Genomic DNA, 14383 nt, shown 5'->3' with positions numbered 1-14383 from the left:
AACCCTCATGTTTCTTGGCTACTAGACGCTTGAAATTGGGCAAAATCAAGAACGGTGAGTTTATGCCAGCTTTCTTGCCCCGACAACAGCAGAAATTAAGGGAGTTGCCTTCTTTTCGGGATTCGGGCCCGCGCCCCGCAAATCCGCAGTGCGGCAGAAATGTGACTTTTTAAGCACAGTCCGGTAATTTTGGTAAAAACGCCATCGTCTTGCGCTTGACCGGGAGGCCATTAACCTTCTTTACTCCGTCTTGACTAACGGGCCAACCGGCCTTGCGTCTGTATTTTAATCTAGTTCTCTAGCTTGTGATGAGCAGAGGGGAGACAAAATGAAAAAAGCAATCTTGGGTACAACAGCGCTTGTCGCAGTTGGTGCATTGGCTGCATCACCTGCTTTGGCCGCTGAAAAAATCAAACTTAATGTTGGCGGCTATATGCAATCCACATACTTCTATCAGGATTCAGATGAGCCGGCTGGCACGCCGAGCCGTACTTCTGACCGTGTAACGCAGGAAGGTGAAATCCACTTCAAGGGTTCCACTACTCTGGACAACGGTATCCAGTTCGGTGTTGAGGTTCAGCTCGAAGCCTATACAAATGCCGACCAGCTTGACGAAACCTTCATCTTTATTGAAGGTTCCTTCGGTCGCGTTCTGATCGGTTCAGAAGACAGTGCTGCATACCTGATGCATTACGCCAGTCCGTCACCGGTTCCGATGTATGGCGCGGATTCGCCCAACATTTGGCCGACGGGTCAGGCGAACACCACCCGTCCGAACCTGTTCGGATTCCGGGACGTGGACAAGATTACCTATTTCACACCGCGTTTCGCCGGCTTCCAGTTGGGTGGTTCTTATGTTCCCGATGGAACCTCTGAAACGGGTTCCCTTGGAAATGGCCAGTATTCGGCCCCGAACCCCAAAGCCGGTCTTGATCGCAGTTGGTCAGCTGCGGCCAACTATGTCAACAAATTTGGTGCTGTTGACGTAGCGTTCTCCGCAGGTTATCAGGAGGGGAAAGTTTTTGGTGCTGCTGAAGATATGAGCGAATACTCTTTTGGTACTTCTATTGGCGTTGCAGGCTTCACAATCGGTGGTGGTTATAAACAGGTAAAGGACATAGCCGGTATTTCTGATAATGACAGCAAGGTATGGTCCGCAGGTCTGAAATACGGCATGGGTCCATGGGCAGTTGGTGTTCAGTACGCCAAGACGACTTTCGATCAGCTTCAGACTGTTGGTACGGGCACTCTTGATGATCAGGATACCTGGATCATCGGTGGTCAGTACACACTCGGCCCCGGAATCACGGCCTTCGGTGGTGTGCAGATGGACGACAACAACCTGACTGCAAGCTCGTCAACTCGTATGGCTGGCGAGACGAATACGTTCTTCGTTGGTACAGCTCTCTCCTTCTAATCTGAAGGTCGCTAGAGATAGAGGAGGGCAGGTTTTCCTGCCCTTCTTTTTTATTGGTATTTTGAATAACGCGGTTTCCGATAACCATATTCGCCACAGGAAAACCATGGGCAAGATAATCTGGTTGGCCTCCTACCCCAAGTCAGGAAATACCTGGACGCGAACCTTCATAAATAACCTGTTGCTTGATCCTGACGAGCCGGTCGATATCAACATTTTGTCCGATCTTACGCCCGGAGATGCGCGGAAATCCTGGTATGAAAAAGCGGCGGGCACACCCTATCATCATCTTTCCATGGGTCAGGTGGTCAGCTTGCGGCCCAAGGTGCATCACCTGATTGCCGGTTTGCAGGAAGACAAGGTTTTCGTAAAAACCCATTCCCTTTATGGCCAGCTGCATGGTGTGCCCTTGATTACCATGGATTGTACCGCCGGAGCCATTTATGTTATCCGAAATCCGCTGGACGTCGTTGTTTCGGTTGCATCTCATTTCGGCCTTGCAATCGAGGGCGCTATTCAGCTCATGAGTGATCCGAATGCGTTTCTGGATGAAGTGCCGACACTCGGCAGTATCCGTCAGCATTTTGGATCCTGGTCCGGCCATGCAAACTCCTGGACCCATTTCGACCGGGAAAAAATGCATGTCATGCGGTATGAGGATATGCAGGACAAGCCGGAGGAAACCTTTTCCAATATGGTGAAATTCCTCGGGCTGGACCTCCCGGAAGAGAGGATTGCCAAGGCGATTGAATTCTCCTCCTTTGATGTCGCGCGCAAACAGGAAGATGAAAAAGGCTTCAAGGAGCAATCGGCAAAAAATAATAAGTTCTTCCGGGTTGGCAAGGTCGGGCAATGGAGGGATACTCTGTCGGATGCGCAGATCGATCAGATTATCAATACGCATCAGGTGACGATGAAGTATTTCGGGTATCTTCCTGATTGAACGCCACGAACAATGTTGGGATAGAATTTTATGGGCGGGATTATCTGGCTGGCGTCTTATCCGAAATCGGGAAATACCTGGGTGCGGACGTTTCTTCATAACCTGTTACTCAATGCCGACCGGCCGGCGGATCTGAATGAGCTGACCAAATTCACGATCGGCGACGGCAACAAGGCCTGGTATGAGCAGGTGACCGGCCAGCCCTTCGACAGTTTCACCCCGGAAGAGATCGCCGCCCTGATCCCGCGGGTGCATCAGGCCTATGCGCGCACGCGTCCGGATTCGGTCTTCGTTAAAACCCACAACTGGCTCGGCACGGCGCATGGCGTGCCCCTGATCACGCCGGACTTTACGGCGGGCGCCGTTTACATCGTGCGCAACCCGCTCGATGTGGTGATTTCCCTCTCCGATCATTATGGCATGCCGATTGACCGGGGCGTGGAGATGATGACGGATGTCGAGGCCTATAGCGCCGAGACGGACCGCAAGCTTCCCGATTATCTCAGTTCCTGGTCCAATCATGTCACCTCCTGGCAGGCAATGGAAAAATCGCGGCGGCATATTATGCGCTATGAGGATATGCTCTACAAACCGGAACAGACCTTCGGCGCGCTTGCGAAATTCCTCGGCCTGAAACCCCCGAAGGAACGGTTGCGGCGCGCGATCAAGTTTTCCTCTTTCGATGCGTCCCGCAAGCAGGAGGACGAGAAAGGCTTTAACGAGCGTTCGGACAAGGCGGAGAAATTCTTCCGCGTCGGCAAGGCAGGACAATGGAAGACGACCCTGACCCCGGATCAGATCGAGAAAATCGTCACCGCCCACCGGGATGTGATGAAGGAATTCAAATATCTGCCACCCGGATACAAGTAAGTTTTTACAAAAAATTAACTATAAAATCGGCTCAAATGCAGAAACCAGGCTCTTATATATTACAAAATGCCTGATTTTAGAGTTTAAGGGAAAATCCGCCAATGACCAGCGACGCTTCGGACATAGACCGCGATATTACCGCAAATTTTGAGGAAATCCGCGCCCGGATCGATAAGGCGGCAAAGAAATGGGAACGTAATCCGGGCGATATCGACCTTATCGCCGTCAGCAAGCGGCAGCCGGATGCCGCCGTAGAGGCCGCCTTGCGTCTCGGCCACCGGCAGTTCGGTGAAAATCGCGTACAGGAAGCGCAGGAGAAATGGCCGGACTTCCGCGCGCAGTACCCGAATGTGGAATTACGCCTGATCGGCCCGTTGCAGACCAACAAGGCAAAGGACGCCGTGGCGCTTTTTGATATTATTGAGACGGTCGATCGACCTAAACTCGCGCGGATTCTCGCCAAAGAGATGGCATCGGCGGATCGGTCGCTGCCGGTGTATATTCAGGTCAATACGGGCAAGGAATCCCAGAAAGCCGGCGTTTTCCCCGAAGATGCCGACGCGTTCATCGCGGAATGCCGGGAGAGGCTTGGCCTCGACGTTGTCGGGTTGATGTGCATTCCGCCGCTGGAGGAGCAACCGGCCCCGCATTTTGCCCTGCTTGCGAAAATTGCGGCGCGAAACGGGCTGAGCCGTCTCAGCATGGGGATGAGCGCGGATTTTGAAACGGCGGTGCAGTTCGGGGCGACCTCCGTCCGGGTGGGAACCGCCCTTTTCGGAAGCCGCAGCGACACTTAACCCTAGGACGCCGCGATGCGGATTGCCGTGTCGCCCTCAATCGCCGCGAGCAGTTTCAGCAGGTCGGCTTTTTCAAGTGCAACACAGCCTTCCGTCGGGCCGTAATCCTTGCGCGCGACATGCATGAAAATGCAGCTTCCGGCGCCTTTGACGACCGGATCATCGTTATGACCAAGGACGACAACAAGATCATAGAGCTCATCCTCCCGCCAGAGGGTTTCATGGCGCGCCGCGAAGGGCAGGCGGACGGGGCGGTTATAGGCCTCATGATCCGGGTCATCGCACCAGCCGTCATTGCGGTCGATCGCTTGCGCGGGCAGGATGGTTTCGGGTTTTGCGACCCTGTCGGCGCGATATAGAAGTTTTCGAAGGGCGAAACGTCCCTCCGGGCTTGCATGATCGCCTTCGCGCTTGGCAGGCGTAACCCCGCTTTTGCCAAGGGCACAATCAAAGGCCAGATCGTTATAGGTCAGGAGGCCGCGCGATCCCTCCTTCTGCGTTACATAGATATCCATCGGGCAAGTCTAGTTCAGCCGGACGGGCCTGTCATGTCCTTGATTACGAGATCAGGGAGAGGGGTTGTTGTTTATGTCCCGATACCCCGCGGCAATGGCGCGGCTGTTTTCCATGGCGGCGGAGGTTTTCTGATAGGCATTGCTCGCCTCCGGCGCGGCTACGGCCTTTTCCGGGGGCGTGGCGAGGCGGAAACTCTGAAAGACCGCATGAAGCTGTTCTTCCGTCAGCTCCTGGGTCTGCATGGCCTTGGCCTTTTCCACATTCTGCAGAAGGTCGGGTTTCTCGCCCTTCCATTCCAGACCGATCGGGGTCGTCATCGTTTGTGGAACCTCATTCACCGCTTCGGGCTCGGGCAGAGGTGTCTGCATAACCGGCAGGACCGCCATTGGCGCCATGACGCCAGGGGCTGCCTCTGTCGCTTTCGCCGGAACCGTGCCCGCTTCTTCTTCTTCTGGGGCGACCGCAATCATCTCGGCGGGGGCCGCTTCCTCTTCATCGGAGAAAAGCGCCAGCATATGCGCGCCGATATCATGGCCGGTGGCATCCTCAATGGCGGAGTTGATAAAGGAGGCCGCAAGACCGATGCCGCCGCCGAAGATGGTGCCGCCGATCATGCGGGCACCCGGGCTGAGCTCATCGCCGGTAATTTCCCGATAGAGCGAGGAGATGCCGGGAATATGCTGAAGCGGATTGATGATGTCGAGAAAATCATCAAAGCCGAAGCCATCTTCGCCAAAGCCGCCCTCATCGGCGACCTTGTTGCCCGCCTCGTCCAGCTTTTCCGCCGGGACATATCGGGCAACCGGGCTGTTCGGCAGATCCCGGTCGAGATAGGCGTAAGGGTTATTCGTTACAGCATTTGTCAGCATTCAGTTCTCCTTGCCCGTAATATTCAGCAAGGAGCATGCCAGTTTTACGCCGTCATTTCGGGGGCAATCACTGTTCCGGATATGGAAAGCCCGGCAAATACTGCCGCCTGCGGGCAATTGGCCTTACAAATAATGCCCACTTCGCTTTTTCTTGGTGGCGAGATACAGCTCGTTATGGGTGTTGGAGGGGAACTTGTGCGATACCCGCTCCGACACCGTAATCCCGTGGCGCTCTAGGCCGTCGACCTTCTCCGGGTTATTGGTCATCAGGCGGATTTTCCGAAAGCCAAGAAGCTTGAGCATTTCGGCGGCGGGCTGAAACACCCGCTCATCCGCATCGAAGCCGAGCCGCTCGTTGGCGTCAATGGTATCGAAGCCCTGCTCCTGCAGCTTGTAGGCGCGAAGCTTGTTGATCAGGCCGATGCCACGACCTTCCTGCGCGAGATAAAGCAGGACGCCGCCGCCCTGTTCGCCGATGGCCTTGAGCGCACCGCGGAGCTGTTCCCCGCAATCGCACTTGAGCGACCCGACAAGATCGCCGGTAAAACATTCCGAATGCAGCCGCGCCAGTACCGGCTCACGCGGGCTTGGGCTGCCGACGACAATCGCCAGATGCTCGATTCCGCCATCCTCCGGGCGGAAGGCATGAAAGGTGCAGTTTTCCGCGGCCTGCAGCGGCACCCGGGCAGAGGCGACACGCTTGAGCTGAAGCGCGGCGACTTCTTCAAACGCCAGAATATCCTCGAGGCTGACGACGGAGAGGTCATACCGCGTCTGCGTCTCGTCAATTTTCTCTATGGCGAGCGGCGCCGCCAGCACGGAGGGGAGCAACCGGCCGAGCTTGGCGAGCTTGATGGCGGCCGGAACCGTGGCGGGCAGGCCTTCCTTGATGCGCGTGAAGGGACCCCGAAACGGCTGATCCAGGTCATGGACGGCATCCGCCAGCGCCCGCATCAGCGGGGCATCCATCCAGTCCTCGATCACCACGCGCACGGCGTCATCACCGGTCGGCTGGATATGCAGGACATTGGCGCGATGCGCGGTCAGCGCCAGAACCGGTGTTGCACCGCTTCGTTCGGCAAGGGTTTCAAGCTCCGCATCAAACGCCATTTCCGTCGCGAGAACGAGAGACGCCTCCTCCGGCCCCCGGACAATGAAGCTCAACCCCCGGCGCAAATCCGCAATGGCGCGGTCAACGGCCCGCAGCCGCTTGAGATCGGTTTCATTCTTCTTGTTAGTGCTCATATGCCTGATTTCCGGTGCGGACTAAAAGCGATGATGCAAGATTATTAGCAGGCATGGGTGGATGGCCGCAAATGTAATATTATCACAGCCGTCCTCTGACGGGCGTTTTTCTCTTCGGCGCCTGAAATCTGCGCTTCTTTTGCGGGCGGCGCGATCAAGCCGCTTCACATTCGCGTGAAAAGGGGGTGCTTCGGCCTGTTCTTGCCCTTGAATACCCCCTTATGCTACCAATTTTTTAAAGGGCAGGGTAAGGTCAGCATGCGGCCGAAAACAGTAACCGGGATGGGACAGGATGACGAGCGGTAAAAAGATTCTTCTGGTCGATGATGATAGCAGCCTTCGGGAAACATTGGCGGAACAGCTTGATTTGCATGAGGAATTTCTGACGCATCAGGTGGAAACCGCGAGCGAGGCGTTGAAAGCGGTCAAGAGCAGTCACTTTGATCTGGTCCTCTTGGATGTCGGGCTGCCGGACATGGACGGGCGCGAAGCCTGTAAGTTGATCCGGAAATCCGGCAACAAGGCACCGATCATCATGCTGACGGCCCAGGACAGCGACAGCGACCAGATTCTCGGCCTTGAATCCGGGGCCAATGATTATGTCGCGAAACCGTTCCGCATCGGCGTGCTGCTGGCCCGTATCCGCGCCCAGCTTCGCCAGCATGAACAGAGTGAAGATGCGGTTTTCACCATCGGCCCCTACAGCTTTCGTCCGGCGGGCAAGCTGATGCTGCACAAAGAGACGGGCCAGAAAGTCCGCCTGACCGAGAAGGAAACCTCCATCCTCAAATATCTCTACCGGGCTGGCAACAAGGTGGTGACCCGCGATATCCTGCTCAATGAGGTCTGGGGATATAACGCTGGGGTGACGACCCACACGCTGGAAACCCATATCTACCGGCTGCGTCAGAAGATCGAGACGGAACCCTCGGACGCGAAAATCCTGATTACTGAGCCGGGCGGCTATCGCCTTGTTCCGTAATGGCTTTTAGCCGTTCTCCCGGAGAATTTGCCCCGCGAGATAAAGACTGCCGGTGATCAGCAACCGGCCGGGCTTTTCCGCAAGGTCGGGCAGAAGCGCCTCCACCGCTGCCATAAGGGACGGCATTTCCATTGCTTTTACGCCGCCCGCCCGGGCAAGCGCGGCGAGCTCGGCGGCCGAGGTACTCGCCGCTTCCCCCGGAATGGTGATGCAATGCCCTTTTTCAATAATGGGACTGAGCCGGGAGAAATAGGATTTCTGGTCCTTGGTATTGAGCATCCCGGCAATCAGGAATGTCGGTTTCGGGTCCCGCTCGTTCCAGCGGGCGAAGCTCGCGGTGATCTGTTCCGCCGCCGCCGGGTTATGGCCGCCGTCGAGCCAGATTTCCGTATGATCTGGCAGCGCATCGGCAATCGGCCCATTCGTTAGCCGTTGCATCCGGGCGGGCCATTCGACGGTTTGCAGCCCTTCCGCAATGTCGGCATCGGAAACGGTAAATCCACCAAGCTTATCGAGGCAGGCCACCGCCGTTGCGGCATTTTCAACCTGATGCAGTCCGTGAAGTGCGGGCGCCGGGAAGAGACGCGCGCCGCTCTCGTTCCGATACTCCCAGCCGTCGTCACCCCGGCGGCAAGACCATTCCCTGTCATATATATAAGGCTGAGATCTCAGCTTTTCTGCGGTTTTTCCGAGGACGTCAAGGGCAACGGGATCTTGCGGGCCGATAACCACCGGCACGTCCGGCTTGATAATCCCGGCCTTTTCTCCGGCAATTCCGGCAAGGTCGGTGCCGAGAAAATCCGCATGATCATGGGAAATCGGGGTAATCGCGGTGAGCGCGGGGCGTGCCACCACATTGGTGGCGTCAAAGCGCCCGCCCAGGCCTGTTTCCAGCAGGAGAATATCGCCCGGCGTCTCGGCAAAGGCCTTGAAAGCGGCGATGGTCGTAATTTCGAAATAGGTGATGGGCGTGTCGCCATTTGCCGTTTCACAGTCGAGGAGAAGGTCGCTCAAAGCGTCTTCCTCGATAATCTTCCCGGCAAGGCGGATGCGTTCGGCAAACCGGACCAGATGTGGGGAAGTGTAGACATGCGCGCGGTACCCCGCCGCCTCCAGCATGGCCCGAAGATAGGCAAGGAGGGAGCCCTTGCCGTTGGTGCCCGCCACATGGAGGACGGGGGGCAGGCGCCGCTCCGGATGATCGAGCTTTGCGAGCAGCGGCAGCATCCGGTCGAGGGTGAGGTCAATGACCTTCGGATGCAGGGCCATCATCCGGGCGAGAATCCGGTCGCTGTTGTTCCCGGTCATGGCGGGGTCAGGCTATTTGTCGTTGACGGCAGCGTTTTTGTCCGTCTCCGCCTTCTTCGCGGGCTTTTTACTGTCGTCCTTGATGGCGGGCGGCAGTTTCAGCTTGCTGGCGAGAAGTTCGACAACGCGGGTCAGGGTTTCACGAAGGTCGCGACGGTGAACCACCATGTCGAGCATGCCATGCTCCAGCAGGAATTCCGCGCGCTGGAACCCGTCGGGCAGGGTTTCGCGAATTGTCTCTTCAATCACCCGCGGTCCGGCAAAGCAGATGAGCGCGCCGGGCTCGGCAATCTGGATATCACCGAGCATCGCGTAGGACGCGGTCACGCCGCCCGTTGTCGGATCGGTGAGAACGACGATAAAGGGCAGGCGATGCTCTTTCAGGCGCTGGATCGCGACCGTAGTGCGTGGCATCTGCATGAGGGAGAGAATACCTTCCTGCATGCGCGCGCCCCCGGCGGCGGAAAACAGGATCAGCGGAGCCTTCTGTAAAATCGCGAGCTTGGAGGCGGAAACGATGGCCTCTCCCACCGCGAGGCCGAGGGAGCCGCCCATGAAATCGAAATTCTGCACGGCGATGACGGCGGGATTGCCCCCCATCCTGCCATGGGCGACTTTCATCGCATCGATATCGCCGGATTTGTTCCGGGCATCCTTCAGGCGCTCCGTATAACGTTTGGAATCGCGGAATTTAAGCGGATCCACCGGGACTTCCGGCAGCTCGATCAGGTCATATTTGGCGTCATCGAAGAGAGCATCGAACCGTTCCCGGGGAGAGACGCGCATATGATAGTCGCAATGGGTGCAGACATTCTGGTTGGCTTGCAGGTCGTTATGAAACAGCATCTGGCCGCAATCGGGGCATTTTACCCAGAGATTGTCGGGTGTGTCCTGTTTTGTGGTCAGCTGCCGGAATTTCGGCAGGACCTTGTTCGTCAACCAGTTCATAATCCTGTCCTGTTACGTCTTTTTTACGCTACGAATGCCCGCCGAAATCTCGCGGGCGAGACCGAGTACCCGTTCTACCGCATCTTTATCGTTACTGCCAAGGGCGACCTGCTCGACAAGGGCGGTGCCCACCACTGCCCCTTCGGCGATTTTCGCAATCTCCGCGGCCTGCTTCCCAGTTCTGAGACCGAAGCCCACCGCAATCGGCAGATCCGTCGTCTTGCGGATGCGGGTAAGGGCATTGGCCACATCCCGGGGGCTTGGCGCCGCGGCGCCTGTCGTCCCGGCAATCGAAACATAATAAAGGAAGCCGGAAGAATTGGCGAGCACCTTCGGCAGGCGCTTGTCATCCGTGGTCGGCGTCGCTAGGCGGATGAAGTTAAGACCCGCATCCCGGGCCGGAAGGCACAGCTCCTTGTCCTCCTCGGACGGAAGATCGACAACGATCAGGCCATCAACCCCGGCGGCCTTCGCATCGGTCAGGAACTGATCAACGCCATAATTATAGATCGGGTTATAATACCCCATCAGCACGATCGGCGTGTCGTCATCACCTGTGCGGAATTCTGAAATGAGTTTGAGCGTCTTCTTCAACGTCGTGCCGGAGGCAAGCGCGCGCAACCCCGCCTTCTGGATCGCCGGACCGTCGGCCATGGGATCGGTGAAGGGCAGCCCCACCTCGATCACATCGGCGCCGGCGGCGGGCAGTCCTTTCACGATTTCCAGCGCGGTCTCGTAATTCGGATCACCGGCCATGACATAGGTGACAAAGGCGGCGCGCCCTTCGGCCTTCAGGGCCCGGAAACGGCGGTCTATACGGGTTTCGCTCACAACTCAACTCCCAGCGCGTCGGCAACGGTGAAAATGTCCTTGTCGCCGCGACCGGAGAGGTTGACGACGATGAGATGATCCTTCGGCAGGCCGGGCGCGAGTTTTTCAAGATAGGCAAGCGCATGGGCGCTTTCCAGCGCCGGGATAATCCCCTCCAGCTTGCAGCAAAGCTGGAAGGCTTCCAGTGCCTCGGCGTCGGTGGCGTTGACATATTTGACCCGCCCCACGTCATTGAGCCAGGAATGCTCCGGCCCGATACCGGGATAGTCAAGACCGGCGGAAATGGAATGCGCCTCCAGTATCTGGCCGTCGTCATCCTGCAACAGATAGGTGCGGTTGCCATGGAGAACGCCCGGCCGGCCGCCTTTTAAGGACGCGGCATGTTTGTTCGTGTCGATCCCGTGACCGGCGGCTTCAACGCCGATAATCTCGACTTTCTCCTCATCGAGAAAGGGATGGAACAGGCCCATGGCGTTCGATCCGCCGCCGATGCAGGCAAGCAGGGTGTCGGGAAGGCGTCCTTCCTCGGCCATGATCTGGCGGCGCGTTTCCTCGCCGATCACGCATTGAAAATCGCGGACTAGTTCGGGGTAGGGGTGCGGCCCGGCCACCGTGCCAATGATGTAGAAGGTATCTTCGACATTCGTAACCCAGTCACGGAGCGCCTCGTTCATCGCGTCTTTCAGGGTGCGCGCGCCGGACTTGACGGGGACGACGTCCGCGCCCAGCAGTTTCATGCGGAAAACATTGGGTTTCTGCCGCTCGATATCCGTCTCGCCCATATAGATCGCGCATTTGAGGCCGAAGCGCGCGGCGACGGTGGCGGTGGCGACGCCATGCTGGCCCGCGCCGGTCTCCGCGATGATGCGTTTCTTGCCCATGCGGCGGGCGAGCAGGATCTGCCCCATGCAGTTGTTGATCTTATGCGCGCCGGTGTGGTTCAGATCCTCCCGCTTGAGGTAGATTTTCGCGCCGCCGTAATGCTCGGTCAGCCGTTCTGCGAAATAGAGCGGGGATTCGCGCCCGACGAAATTCTTCAAAAGACCTGAGAGTTCCTCGGCGAATTCCGGGTCTTCTTTCGATGCCTCATAGGCCTCGTCCAGTTCCAGGATAAGCGGCATCAGCGTCTCGGCGACGAATTGTCCGCCGAAAATGCCGAAATGACCGGTTTCGTCCGGTCCGGTGCGATAGCTGTTCAGTTTCGCCATGATTTTCTATGTCTCAACCTGTTTCTGTGTTTCGATGGCCTGTGTCGCCATCAGGAATGTCTTTATTGCCGCCGGGTCCTTGCGTCCCGGTTCAATCTCTACGCCCGAGGATGTATCGACAATATGCGCGCCGGAAATCCGCACTGCCTCGGCGATATTCTCAGCATTCAGACCGCCCGCCAGCATCCAGCGGCTTTTGATCTTTGCGTCCGCCAGCAATGTCCAGTCGAACGTCAGGCCGTTGCCCCCCGGAAGCGCGTTTTTCATGGTTTTAGGTTCTTTTGCATCAAACAGCAACATATCGGCAACTCCCTCGTAGGGAGAGGCGTCCGCAATCGATGCGGCGCTGTCGATCTTGATGGCCTTCATGACGGGAAGACCGAATGTCTTCTTGATGTCCCGCACCCGTTCCGGCGGCTCGGATCCGTGAAGCTGTATGAGATCGAGCGGGAGTGCGGCGAGAACCTGCCGGATCAAGTCGTCTGAGGGATCCACGAAAAGCCCGACTTTCTGAACGGAGTTCGGGACACTCGCCGTTAACGCCGCGGCCTTTTCCGGCGAGATATTGCGCGGACTCGGGCCGTAGAAGACAAAGCCGACATAGGCTGCGCCATTCTCAACGGCGGCGGCAACGGCGGCGGCGTCTGTCAGTCCGCATATTTTCGCGGCAACAGTCATCTAGGCGGCCAATTCCCCGACAATCGTGCTGACGGCGGCGGCGGGATCGGGGGCGCCGGTGATGGGACGGCCGATCACCAGATAGCTTGCGCCGTCGGTCATTGCCTCGATCGGGGTTTTGACCCGCTTCTGATCGCCATGATCACTGCCGAGCGGACGAATACCGGGGACGACCAGCTTGAAATCCGGGCCGCAGATATTCCGGAGGGCCTGAATTTCGCGCGGGGAACAGATCACGCCGTCGGCGCCGTTCTTTTGCGCAAGCTCGGCAAGGCGCAGGACCTGTTCCTCGGCGGCGCTTTCCACACCAACCGCTTTCAAATCCGCATCATCCATGCTGGTCAGTACCGTGACACCGAGGATCAGGGGCCGCTCGTCGCCAAACTCGGCGGAGGCATCGGCGGCCGCCCGGATCATGGCCGGGCCGCCGCTCGCATGAATGGTCAGCATGGTCGGCTTGATAAATTTCGCCGCGGCGCGGACGCCCCCGGCAACCGTGTTGGGGATATCGTGGAACTTGAGATCGAGAAAGAGCGGGGTCGTTTCCCCCGCAACGGCCATGACGCCTTGCGGACCGTGGGAGGTGAAAAACTCCTTCCCCAGCTTGAGCCCACCCGAAATCGGGGCGATGGCGCGGCCAAGGGCAATCGCCGCCTCCAGATCAGTTGTGTCAATGGCAGTAAAAACGGCATTTTGGGGCGTCTGTCTCATGTCCATACATCCTGTTTTCTGAGATATAGGTGGAAACTGCCGCGATAATAGAGGCTTTCGACAAAATGAAAAGCGATAGACGCGCAAAATGACATGATTTTGCGTTTATTTCTGTTCGTTTGCTTCATAGGCGAGGATTGCGGCAGCAAGATCCTCAAGCGCGGCGCCCGTCGACTTGAAAAGCGTGATTTCCTCGTCGCTCGTGCGGCCCGGGTGCTGGTCCCGGCAGAGGTCATACAGATCCGCCTTGAGGTCCTGCTCCGCAAAGGCGCCGGCCTTCATGGCAAGGACGATATCGCCAGCCTCGTTCAGGCCGCCTTCGCGGGTATCGACGAAGACGTGCGCAATCCGGATGGCGGCATCGTCGGTTTCGCGCATGGTTGGGGTGAAGGCGCCGACAAGATCGACATGGACACCGGGTTTCAGCCAGTCCCCCTGGATCAGGGGTTCGGTGGAAAGGGTGGCGCAGGAGATGATGTCCGCCGTTCCGGCGGCTGCCTCCAGATCGGGTACCGCGAACGCCTCAAACCCCTCATGCGTCAGTTCATCGGCGAGCCGTTCCGCCTTCTCGGCGCGATGGTTCCAGACGGCTACCTCTTTTATCGGGCGGACAGCGGCATGGGCGCGCACAAGGCAGGGCGCCATGGCGCCAGCCCCGACCATCAGCAACCGGCTTGCGTCTTTCCGCGCAAGGAAGGAGGCGGCAAGTGCCGAGGCGGAGGCCGTGCGGCGGGTGGTCAGCTCGCCCGCATTCATGAAGGCGAGGGCCTGTCCGTCCACCGCATCGAACAAGAGATAGGTGCCCTGAACCGATGGCAGGCCGCGGCTGCCGTTTTCCGGCATGACCGTCACGGTTTTTAGACCGAGATATTTTCCCGACTGCCAGGCGGGCATGATCAGCAGGGTGCCCTTTTTCTCATTCTCCGGGTCCAGGGAATGATGGTGACGGAGCGGCTGAGTGCAGCCCGAAGTGAACATCCTGCGCAAAGCGTCGATCAGCGCAGGGTAAGCGAGGGCGGCCGATATTTCGGCGTTTTCAATAATCCGCATCTGGAAACCT

15 protein-coding genes are annotated in these 14383 nt (G+C 57.9%); 5 read left to right on the top strand and 10 right to left on the bottom strand.

The window, feature by feature from the left end:
* Positions 1-328: 328 nt before the first annotated feature.
* The 4 genes from AAC599_RS01135 to AAC599_RS01120 all read left to right on the top strand — a co-directional run bounded on the left by AAC599_RS01135 (position 329) and on the right by AAC599_RS01120 (position 4027).
* On the top strand, positions 329-1417 hold the full coding sequence (locus tag AAC599_RS01135; protein ID WP_340148563.1) for a porin: 1089 nt from the start codon (positions 329-331) through the stop codon (positions 1415-1417).
* A gap of 106 nt (positions 1418-1523) precedes the next feature.
* On the top strand, positions 1524-2360 hold the full coding sequence (locus AAC599_RS01130) for a sulfotransferase domain-containing protein (protein ID WP_339865762.1): 837 nt from the start codon (positions 1524-1526) through the stop codon (positions 2358-2360).
* Positions 2361-2390: 30 nt separating this feature from the next.
* Positions 2391-3230, top strand: a complete 840-nt coding sequence (locus AAC599_RS01125) for a sulfotransferase domain-containing protein (RefSeq protein WP_340148562.1) — start codon at positions 2391-2393, stop codon at positions 3228-3230.
* Positions 3231-3331: 101 nt separating this feature from the next.
* Positions 3332-4027 carry a YggS family pyridoxal phosphate-dependent enzyme gene (locus AAC599_RS01120; RefSeq protein WP_340148561.1) on the top strand — a complete coding sequence of 232 codons (696 nt, stop codon included), beginning with the start codon at positions 3332-3334 and terminating at the stop codon, positions 4025-4027.
* Positions 4028-4029: 2 nt separating this feature from the next.
* On the opposite strand, the gene AAC599_RS01115 is transcribed toward AAC599_RS01120, so the two are convergent.
* The 3 genes from AAC599_RS01115 to ribA form a co-directional block, all read right to left on the bottom strand.
* Positions 4030-4542, bottom strand: a complete 513-nt coding sequence (locus tag AAC599_RS01115; protein WP_340148560.1) for a L,D-transpeptidase family protein — start codon at positions 4540-4542, stop codon at positions 4030-4032.
* Between the two features lie 51 nt (positions 4543-4593).
* Positions 4594-5412 carry a hypothetical protein gene (locus AAC599_RS01110; protein ID WP_340148559.1) on the bottom strand — a complete coding sequence of 273 codons (819 nt, stop codon included), beginning with the start codon at positions 5410-5412 and terminating at the stop codon, positions 4594-4596.
* A gap of 123 nt (positions 5413-5535) precedes the next feature.
* The gene (ribA, locus tag AAC599_RS01105) at positions 5536-6657 is read right to left on the bottom strand and encodes a GTP cyclohydrolase II (protein ID WP_340148558.1); all 1122 of its coding nucleotides are present in this window, start codon (positions 6655-6657) and stop codon (positions 5536-5538) included.
* Between the two features lie 292 nt (positions 6658-6949).
* Here ribA and AAC599_RS01100 point away from each other — a divergent pair, with 292 nt between their 5' ends.
* A complete protein-coding gene (locus AAC599_RS01100; protein WP_293960440.1) occupies positions 6950-7639 on the top strand; it encodes a response regulator transcription factor in 690 nt (229 codons plus the stop codon).
* Between the two features lie 6 nt (positions 7640-7645).
* Here the strand turns inward: AAC599_RS01100 and AAC599_RS01095 are convergent, their stop codons facing one another.
* The 7 genes from AAC599_RS01095 to AAC599_RS01065 form a co-directional block, all read right to left on the bottom strand.
* The gene (locus AAC599_RS01095) at positions 7646-8947 is read right to left on the bottom strand and encodes a folylpolyglutamate synthase/dihydrofolate synthase family protein (protein ID WP_340148557.1); all 1302 of its coding nucleotides are present in this window, start codon (positions 8945-8947) and stop codon (positions 7646-7648) included.
* A gap of 12 nt (positions 8948-8959) precedes the next feature.
* Positions 8960-9895, bottom strand: coding sequence for an acetyl-CoA carboxylase, carboxyltransferase subunit beta (gene accD, locus AAC599_RS01090; RefSeq protein WP_340148556.1), 936 nt, complete (start codon positions 9893-9895; stop codon positions 8960-8962).
* Between the two features lie 12 nt (positions 9896-9907).
* A complete protein-coding gene (gene trpA / locus AAC599_RS01085; protein WP_340148555.1) occupies positions 9908-10726 on the bottom strand; it encodes a tryptophan synthase subunit alpha in 819 nt (272 codons plus the stop codon).
* Positions 10723-11934, bottom strand: coding sequence for a tryptophan synthase subunit beta (gene trpB, locus AAC599_RS01080; protein WP_340148554.1), 1212 nt, complete (start codon positions 11932-11934; stop codon positions 10723-10725). The genes trpA and trpB overlap by 4 nt, the downstream gene beginning before the upstream one ends.
* Before the next feature lie 6 nt (positions 11935-11940).
* The gene (locus AAC599_RS01075; protein WP_340148553.1) at positions 11941-12612 is read right to left on the bottom strand and encodes a phosphoribosylanthranilate isomerase; all 672 of its coding nucleotides are present in this window, start codon (positions 12610-12612) and stop codon (positions 11941-11943) included.
* Positions 12613-13323: an orotidine-5'-phosphate decarboxylase gene (gene pyrF / locus AAC599_RS01070; protein WP_340148552.1), complete on the bottom strand. Its 711-nt coding sequence runs from the start codon at positions 13321-13323 to the stop codon at positions 12613-12615.
* A 105-nt stretch (positions 13324-13428) separates the two neighbouring features.
* Entirely contained in the window at positions 13429-14373 is a 945-nt protein-coding gene (locus AAC599_RS01065) for an ornithine cyclodeaminase family protein (protein WP_340148551.1), read from the bottom strand.
* Positions 14374-14383 lie beyond the last annotated feature (10 nt).

Source organism: uncultured Sneathiella sp., assembly GCF_963976355.1.
Classification (GTDB): domain Bacteria; phylum Pseudomonadota; class Alphaproteobacteria; order Sneathiellales; family Sneathiellaceae; genus Sneathiella.
Note: the sequence above shows the minus strand (reverse complement) of the source record. Positions and strands in the feature narration are given on the sequence as shown.